Here is an 8,980-nt window from a genome sequence, read left to right on the forward strand (position 1 = left end):
TCTCATGCCCACACCTACGACTCAAACAAGGAACCGTTCTGTGACGTCCCTTTCCCTGCGCTACGCCAGCTTCATATTGAGGCACAAGAAAGCCACCCTCGGGCTGCTGGCACTGACCACCGTGTTTTTCTGCCTGCAATTGCTGTCCCTGCAAGTGAACCCTTCCTTGTTCCTGCTCGGCAAAGACTTCAAGGGCCGGGTCCTGATGGCCGAGGCGCGCAACCACTTCAGCGGTTCGGGTGAGCAGATCCTGGTGGGCGTGGTGACCCAGCAGCCGTCCATTTTCAACCCGGACTCGCTGGCAACCATCAAGACACTGACCCAGCAATTTTCCAAGTTGACACTGATCGACGAAGACGATGCCGAACAACTCCAGGCCGCCGCCGTGGATGCACAAAGCCGCGGCCTGGTGGAGCACATTCTGCTGGGCGGCTTGAATGCACAGGACAAAACCAGCCTCAAGGAGCTGTCGGCGTATCTGGCGACACGCCAGGATTGCCCGCAAAGCACCAAGGATTACGTGGCGGACCTTGTCGTACGGGTCGCCCCTGTGATCAAGGTGCGCAGCCTCGCCGATGTCGAGAATATCGAGTTGGACGGCGACGCCCTGGATGTCCACGACCTGATGGTCGAGGTGCCTTCGGACCCGCAGGCACTGAACAAACTGTCCGAAGAAGTTTTCGGCAACACGATGTTCAGTAACTCGCTGATCTCGCCCAAGGGCCAAGCCTCGATGATTCAAGTCGAACTGGCAGTGGATGAAGAGGACTCGCGTAATTTGCAGCGCGCGTATGTGGAGATCCTGCGGCAGGTCAACGAGATCGCCACGCATGACACCTTTCATATCGGCGGCACAGCCACGTACTACGCGGCGATTACCGACATCGTCGAGAAAGACAACAACAAGTTCCTGCCCTTTGTGGTGCTGGTCATTTCGATGTTGCTGTACATCAGCTTCCGTCGTTGGCAAGGCGTGTGGATTCCCTTGCTGATCTCCATCCTGTCGCTGATCTGGACCATGGGCCTGGTAAGCCTGAGCGGCTACAAGCTCAACATCATCACGAACATGATCCCGGTATTCATCATCTCGATTGCAGTGGCGGACTCGATCCACTTCATCACGGCCTATTACGAGCGTGTGGTCGAGAGCGATTCGGAAACCGCCATTCGCGGCACGATGGACTACCTGCTGATTCCCATGGGGATCTGGTCGTTCACCACATTTGTCGGCTTTATCGCCATGGCATTCACCAACCTGACCTTCATCCAGGAATTCGGCATTTTCGTCGCCATCGGCGTGGCGTTTGCCTTTCTCATCACCATCACCCTGTTGCCGGCGATGCTGCCGTATCTGAAGTTGCCCAAGCAGCAGATTCGCCAAAGCAACGACAACAGTTTCATGCTGCTGGTGGATCGCTTCAGCAACCTGTCCAACCGCCTGTCCAGCAAAAGCCCCTGGCCTTTGCTGGGCCTGAGCCTGGTGATGTTGGTGGGCGCGACCTACATGAGCCTGCAGGTGCGGGTGGATAACGAAAATATCTCGTCGTTCTCCAAGTCGACAGCGGTGCGCCAGGACAATGATGTGCTCAACCAGCACTTTGGCGGTACGGTGCCGGTGTCGATCTGGCTGAAATCCGAGACCCCGGACATGGTCAAGCGTCCCGACTTTATCAATGCCCTGCGCTTGATCGAACAACGGCTCAAGAGCCACGCGCAAATCGGCTACACGATTTCGCCCGTCGATTACTTGAACCGGATCAATGAGGTGATGGCCGACGATAGCGTCGCGCAACTGTCTCCCGGCGCATCAGAGGAACTGATCTCGCAATACTTCCTGCTCTACGAGTTCGGCAACGGCAGCGAGATCAAGGACGTTGTGGACTACACCTACAGCAGCGCGCGCATCATCGGCATGGCCTACACCGACCGGGGAACGACCTGGGAAGCCATCATTGCCGACGTGCGTGACTACGCCACTACCGTACTGCCCAAAGGCGTGACCCTGGAGGTGTTCGGCACCGGCGAGCTGCAGGCCAGCAACATCCCCGAGATCGTCAAGAGCCAGGTCTACAGCTTTGTGTTCTCATTCGTGCTGATTGCCTCGATGATGATTGCGATTTTTCGTTCGTTGAAATTCGGCATGGTCAGCATGGTCCCGATGATCTTTACGCTGACCTTCATTGGCGCACTGATGCATGCCTTCGATATTCCGATGGATATCGGCACCGCGATGATCTGCGGCATCTGTTTCGGTGTTGGCGTGGACTACACGATCCACTTCCTCACGGTCTACCTGAGCAATTCGAAAGAGCCGGGAACCGACCATGAAGAGGTCCTGAGCAAGACCGTCAGCGAAGTGGCACGCCCGATCATGATCAACTCACTGTCGCTGGCGTGCGGCTTCGCCATCCTGTGCCTGTCGAACTATGCGGCCATCGTCAACCTGGGCCTGCTCACCGCCGTGTCCATGGTGGCCTGTGCCGTCTTCACGCTGATTCTGATCCCGGCGACCCTGCGGGTCGTGGTCACGTTCGTGCCTGTCGCCCACGCGACAGGCAACCTTGAAGCCGCGCCCCAGTAACCCTGGGGATCAGGACCTATTGATGAAGCAGACATTTGTATCCTTTACCGAGCAACCGGCCTCGGGCCCGGTGTTGCTGTGCTTCGGCCCTGCCGGGTGCGGCGCCAGCTTCTACCGACGCTGGGCGAAACAGCTTGATGCGACCATCAAGGTACTGGCCATTCAACTGCCTGGTCGCGAGAGCCGTCACCGAGAACAGCGGCTGACGGATTTTTCGGCGCTGGTGGAACACCTGGCCGACGCCGTCCAGCAACATCTGCCAGGGAGTTATTCCATCTTCGGTCATAGCCTGGGCGGCGCGCTGGGGTTTGCGGTCAGCCAGGCGCTGGAGCAGCGCCATGGCCGTGCGGCGGAAACCGTCATTATCTCGGCACGCACTGTGCCAGATGAGACTCGTCTGACCGATATCGACCCGGAGTCGTCAAACCCGCAGTTGACCGAGTTCCTGATGTCCCTGGGCTGCCTGCCGCCGCAATTGGCGGCCGACGCGGAGGCCATGGCGGTGTACCTGCCGATCATTCGCGACGACTTGCGCTTGAACGTCGATGCGCAGCGTCATGGGTTTGGCCAGGTCAGCTCGCGGCTGGTGGCGCTCGCCGGCGTGTCGGACCTGCTGGCAACGCCTGCGCAAATGCAGCGTTGGGCTGAACACACCCAGCGTGATTTCACGTTGCACACTTGCCAGGGCGGACACTTTTTCATCCTCGAACAACAGCCTGACATCGTCGAGTTGTTGAGCCGGATCGTCGAGGGCCACGATCGCCCGCCCACGCTGCGCGCACTCAACGGACACGCCCATTGAACAGCATGAAACGAACCGCCTGGATCGCAGGCGCCAACGGTCAAGTGGGCAGTGAATGCGTGGCGTTGCTGTGCAACGACGCGCGGTATGAGCGGGTGCTGGGGCTGGTGCGGCGCCCGACAGCCTTTGTCCACCCGGCCTATCAGGAAAAAGTCATCGACTTTGACAACTTGCAGGCAACTGCGGACTGGGGCCCCTGCGACGACCTCTACATCGCCCTGGGGCAATCGAGCCAGGACAGGGCGCTGTTCTTCAAAGTCGATTGCCAGTACCCCGTCGAACTGGCCCGCCATGCCCAGCGGCATGGGGCCAGGCGCGTGGGTTATGTCTCGACTCTGGGGGCGGACCTGCACGCGCAAAACGACTATTTCCAGGTCAAGGCCCAGGCAGAAACCGAGCTCGGCACACTGGGGCTCGAATGCTGTTGTTGCGTGCGCCCGTCCATGACCTACGGAAACAAGGATAACCGCCGCCCGCTCCAGCGCTTGAGTCGCTATATCGACCATGGCCTGGGTTGGGCCTTCCTCGGACCGTTGAAAAAATACCGTCCTGTGTCAGCCGTCTCGGTGGCTGCCAGCTTGATCGACGCCTTGAACAGCCAGGTAGCGGGTCACCGCCTCCTGGAATCGAATGAAATACACCGCTGCCACGCCTGAACCGCCAGCAGCCCAACTTTTTTGCCAAATGGAATGGTACTTCGATGAAAAAACTCAGCCTTATCGCATTGATCCTGAGCGCAGCCGCCTCCTCGGCCTTTGCCCAGACCTATACCGCCGAGCAGATCATGCTGCTCAACGAGGACTCCCGCAAAAGCCTGACAGAGACCAGCGACGTCTTTATCAAAATGACCGATGCCCAAGGCAACACGCGTGAACGGACGTTGAAGCTGAGGATCGACGACGGTGACAAAGCCGCGCGCAAATCCTACCTGGAGTTCGTCGAGCCCAAGGATGTCAAAGGCACACGGGTGCTGGCCCTGGAGAAGTCCAATGCCGACGAAGACCCGGACCGCTGGATCTACCTGCCGGCCTTGCGCAAAGTCCGACGCATTGCCGGTGCCGACCAGACCCAAAGCTTCGTGGGCACCGACTTCACCTACGAGGACATGTCAATCACCGATGGCGTGGTGGGCGTCAAGCACCACAACTACAAATTGCTCAAAGAGGAAACGATCAAGGACAACAGCGGCGTCGAACGCAAATGCTGGGTCGTCGAGGCGATCCCCACCACCAAGAAGCAGATTGAACAGGGCTTGTATGGCAAGCGAATCATCTGGGTCGAGCAGCAGTACTACACCGCGATTCAGGAACACTATTTCAACAAGGCCGGAGAGTTCTTCAAGGTCCGCACCAGCTCGGACATTCGCCAGTTCCCAGCCGCCGGCGGTACCCTTGAATGGAGGCCTAACCTGTTCTCGATGAAAAACCTCGAAACCGGACACAGCACCCAGGTGCGCTTCGAACAGGTCCTGGATCAGCCGATTGACGCGAAGATCTTCACCCGGCGCTTCATGGAAATCGGCCTGTAACCCTCGGGCCTGCACCCGGTTAGCGAGGCACAGTGCAGTATCTGGTCCTGGAATAGGTTTGCACCTATTCCAGTCTCCAGGCTTTCCTGCCCCTGGCTCCGTCTGCATCCACCGCTGCACCGGCCATCAAAAATGTGCAGAATTGCTCGCCGCGTCCCTCCATGATCGGGCTATGATCGGCCGATATGAACCGGACGCCCGATGCCCCATGCCCGTAGACCTGCAAGCTCTGTACCCCAAACTGATCCACCTGATGCTGGATACGGTGTTTGTCGTCGACAGTGATAACCAGATTGTCTTCGTGAGCGATGGCTGTGAGGCCCTGCTCGGCTACGGCGCCGAAGAGCTGGCGGGCACGTTGATCACCCAGTACATGCACCCGCAAGACCTGGCACGTACGCGGGCCTCGATTGTCCGGGTCATGAATGGCAAACCCCATGTCGACTTTCGCAACCGGTATATCCGCAAGGATGGCAGCATCGTGCACATCCTGTGGGCGGCGTTCTGGTCCCAGGAAGTCGGCGCGCGGATCGGGGTCGCACGGGACGTGACGGCGCTTACCCAGGCTGAAGAAGAATTACGCTTCCTTGCCCATCATGATCCGCTGACGGCGCTGACCAACCGGTCGCTGTTCAATGATCGACTGGACGGCGCCCTGCTCGCTGCACGGTCTCACAACAGTTCCCTGGCACTGCTGTTTCTGGACATCAATGACTTCAAGGGCATCAATGACGTGCATGGCCATGCCATGGGCGACCGCGTGCTGTGTGTGATTGCCCGGCGGTTGGAACGCTGCGTCCGCGAGAGCGACCTGGTGGCCCGGATGGGCGGGGATGAATTCACCGTGCTGTTGGCGGATGCGCCGTCGCGGGACGCGATTGGCGCAAAGGTGGCGCAGATCCTCGCGGTCATGGCCGAGCCGCTGGGCGCCGAGTTTGGCGGGGTAAAGATGCCGTCCTGCAGTATCGGCGTGGCGCTCTATCCGGCGGACGGAGAAGACGCCGATACCCTGCTCAGCCATGCCGACGGTGATATGTACCGGATCAAAAGACACCGGTTTGCCGCTGAGTGACAAGGGGCATTGAGGCGGCTGGGCCTTGTAAACGACCCATCGTCAACAACATCTCGCAATTTGCGAAAGAAAGCACATCATTACGCAATCAGTGGTACGACAACATTCAAATCACATGATAGTATTTCTCATGCAGCGGACGTTCGATTCGCTGCACCAGTGGCAAGGACGTCCGCTCGAGAAACGCGCATGCCTGTGCGCGTTCAAATACTCAAGTTAATCAAGGATCTGATTACTCATGACAAAACCCTCAACTTTCACTGCCTGCAAACTGGCCAGCGCTGTTGTCGGCGCCCTGCTTTTTTCCAGCGTTCCAGCCCACGCAGCGGACATTTGGCTGGATTCGGCCACGACTGGCTGGGCCACTCAGAACGGCGGGACCAAGGGTGGTTCCCGTGCAGCAGCGAATAACATCTACACGGCAAAAAACGCCGCCGAACTGAAAACTGCACTGAAGGCTTCGGTGGGTGCCAATGGCCGAATCATCAAAATCACCGGCATCATCGACGTCAGCGAAGGCAAAGCTTATACGACGACTGCCGATATGAAAGTACGTGGTCGCCTGGATATTCCCGGTAAAACCACCATCGTCGGCACCACCAGCAATGCCGAAATCCGCGAGGGTTTCTTCTATGCCAAGGAAAACGACGTCATCATCCGCAACATCACCATCGAAAACCCTTGGGACCCTGAGCCGATCTGGGACAAGGACGATGGCAGCGCGGGCAACTGGAACTCCGAGTACGACGGCCTGACCATCGAAGGCGCCAACAACGTATGGGTCGATCACGTGACCTTCACCGACGGCCGCCGCACCGATGACCAGAACGGCAGCGCCAATGGCCGTCCGAAGCAGCATCACGACGGTGCGCTGGACGTCAAGAACGGCGCCAACTACGTGACCATTTCGTATTCGGCGTTCAAGTCCCACGAGAAGAACAACCTGATCGGTTCCAGCGATTCACGCACCACCGATGACGGCAAGCTCAAGGTCACCATCCACAACACGCTGTTCGAGAACATCTCGGCCCGTGCGCCGCGCGTGCGTTTCGGCCAGGTGCATCTGTACAACAACTACCACGTGGGCAGCACCAGCCATAAGGTCTACCCGTTCTCGTACGCCCATGGCGTGGGCAAGAACTCGAAGATCTTCTCCGAGCGTAACGCCTTCGAAATCAGTGGTATCAGCGGTTGCGACAAGATCGCCGGCGATTACGGTGGCAGTGTCTACCGTGACAGCGGCTCGACCCTCAACGGCAGTGCGCTGAGCTGCTCGTGGAGTTCGAGCATCGGCTGGACCCCGCCGTACAGCTACACCCCGCTGGCCGCCGATAAGGTCGCCGCCGACGTCAAGGCCAAGGCGCGCCGGTAAGCTCTAAGTGACGGTGCAACGTCAGTGAAAGGAAAGCCCTCGGTGACGAGGGCTTTTTTGTGCGTGCGCCTACTGCACCAATTGGTTGATCTCGATGATCGGCAACAACACGGCCAGCACGATCACCAGCACCACCGCGCCCATCACCACGATCATCAAGGGCTCAAGCAGTGCGGTCATGCCCATCGCCCGGCGCTCGATATCGCGGGACAGCGTTTGCGCTGCGCGATCCAGCATCGGCGGCAGCGAGCCGGTCTTTTCGCCGCTGGCAATCAGGTGGATCAGCAATGGCGGGAACACTTTCTCCACCGCCAGCGCCGTGGCCAGGCTGACCCCTTCGCGCACTTTGGCAGTGGCCTCGTTCACACTTTGGCTCAGGCAATCGTTGGACAGGGTCTGGCGCGCAGCTTCCAACGCACGCAACAACGGCACCCCGGCGCCGCCGAGAATGGCCAGGGTCGACGCAAACCGCGCGGTATTGAGCCCCAGCACAAAGCGCCCGATCAACGGCAGGCGCAATACCCGACGATGCCAGCGCAAGCGCGCCACGGAGTTACGCAGGTACACCCGCCAGCCCCATAACCCTGCCACCAGCGCGCTGAAACACAGCCACCCCCACCCGCGAATGAAATCACTGGCGTTGAGCATGGCCAAGGTCAATCCGGGTAAATCCTGGCGCGCCTGGGAAAACGCGCTGACCACCTGCGGCACCACGTAGCTGAGCAGGAAGATCACGATAGCAATCGACACCAGCCCGACGACCCCCGGATAGATGAACGCGGTGAGGATTTTACTGCGCAGGTTGTTACGCTCTTCGATGTAATCGGCCAGCCGCTCCATGACCTGGGCGAGGTCACCGGACTCTTCCCCGGCCGCAATCAGCGCCCGGTAAATCTCTGGAAAATCCCGTGGCCGTGCGGCCAGGGCATCGGCCAGGCGCATGCCGCCGCGCACATCGGCACGCACCGCACTCAGGGCCTGGACGATGTGCTTGCGCTCGGCCTGTTCCACCGTGGCGCTCAACGCCGCCTCCAACGGCAGGCTGGCGCTGAGCAGGCTGGCCAACTGTCGGGTGGCCCAGGCCAGGTCGTTGTCGGACAGCTTGGCGCTGAACATCCCCCCGCGCCCAGGCTCACTGTTCTCAAGCTGGACTTGCAAGGCGGTCAAACCGCGCCGGTGCAACAGGCTGAATGCCTCGCGCTGGCTGTCGGCTTCCAGGTGCCCGGTCTCAACCTTGCCCGTGGCATCGGCGGCCTCAAAACGATAGCGGTTCATCAGGCGTCCCGTGTCACGCGAAGCACTTCTTCAGGCGCGGTCACGCCACTGCTGACCCATCGCTCGCCGTCTTCACGCATGCTGCGCATGCCGGCGTTGCGCGCTGCGGCTTTGAGCGCCTGTTCACCGGCGCCCTGATGGATCAGCGTGCGAATGTCATCGTCAATGCAGAACAACTCATGGATACCGGTGCGTCCGCTGTAACCGACCTGGTTGCAGTGTGAGCACCCCACCGGACGCCAGGTGCCTGGACTGGCGGAGTCTTCTTGCTTGCAGTGCGGACATAGCCGGCGTACCAGGCGTTGCGCCAGAACGCCGAGCATTGACGACGCCAACAGGAACGGCTCGAC

Annotated in this window: 8 protein-coding genes; 6 read left to right on the forward strand and 2 right to left on the reverse strand. The window is 59.7% G+C overall.

The genetic code is table 11. The features are described from left to right. The first annotated feature begins 40 nt into the window (after positions 1-40). The 6 genes from IQK56_RS12900 to IQK56_RS12925 all read left to right on the forward strand — a co-directional run bounded on the left by IQK56_RS12900 (position 41) and on the right by IQK56_RS12925 (position 7,355). A complete protein-coding gene (locus IQK56_RS12900) occupies positions 41-2,581 on the forward strand; it encodes an efflux RND transporter permease subunit (RefSeq protein ID WP_191632570.1) in 2,541 nt (846 codons plus the stop codon). Between the two features lie 22 nt (positions 2,582-2,603). Next, positions 2,604-3,383, forward strand: a complete 780-nt coding sequence (locus tag IQK56_RS12905; RefSeq protein WP_122308229.1) for a thioesterase II family protein — start codon at positions 2,604-2,606, stop codon at positions 3,381-3,383. Between the two features lie 5 nt (positions 3,384-3,388). Beyond that, positions 3,389-4,039, forward strand: coding sequence for an NAD(P)H-binding protein (locus IQK56_RS12910; RefSeq protein ID WP_193862417.1), 651 nt, complete (start codon positions 3,389-3,391; stop codon positions 4,037-4,039). A 44-nt stretch (positions 4,040-4,083) separates the two neighbouring features. Next, positions 4,084-4,911: an outer membrane lipoprotein-sorting protein gene (locus IQK56_RS12915; protein ID WP_122308227.1), complete on the forward strand. Its 828-nt coding sequence runs from the start codon at positions 4,084-4,086 to the stop codon at positions 4,909-4,911. A 208-nt stretch (positions 4,912-5,119) separates the two neighbouring features. Further along, positions 5,120-5,983 carry a sensor domain-containing diguanylate cyclase gene (locus IQK56_RS12920; RefSeq protein ID WP_122308273.1) on the forward strand — a complete coding sequence of 288 codons (864 nt, stop codon included), beginning with the start codon at positions 5,120-5,122 and terminating at the stop codon, positions 5,981-5,983. Between the two features lie 238 nt (positions 5,984-6,221). Further along, a complete protein-coding gene (locus IQK56_RS12925; protein ID WP_193901719.1) occupies positions 6,222-7,355 on the forward strand; it encodes a pectate lyase family protein in 1,134 nt (377 codons plus the stop codon). A gap of 69 nt (positions 7,356-7,424) precedes the next feature. On the opposite strand, the gene gspF is transcribed toward IQK56_RS12925, so the two are convergent. Further along, complete coding sequence (gspF, locus tag IQK56_RS12930) at positions 7,425-8,630, reverse strand: type II secretion system inner membrane protein GspF (protein ID WP_099584482.1); 1,206 nt, start codon at positions 8,628-8,630, stop codon at positions 7,425-7,427. After that, positions 8,630-8,980 (reverse strand): GspE/PulE family protein (locus IQK56_RS12935; RefSeq protein ID WP_425274552.1); only part of this gene is annotated, 351 nt, incomplete at its 5' end. The genes gspF and IQK56_RS12935, both read right to left, overlap by 1 nt.

Origin of the sequence: Pseudomonas cyclaminis (genome assembly GCF_015163715.1) — a bacterium.
Lineage (GTDB): Bacteria > Pseudomonadota > Gammaproteobacteria > Pseudomonadales > Pseudomonadaceae > Aquipseudomonas > Aquipseudomonas cyclaminis.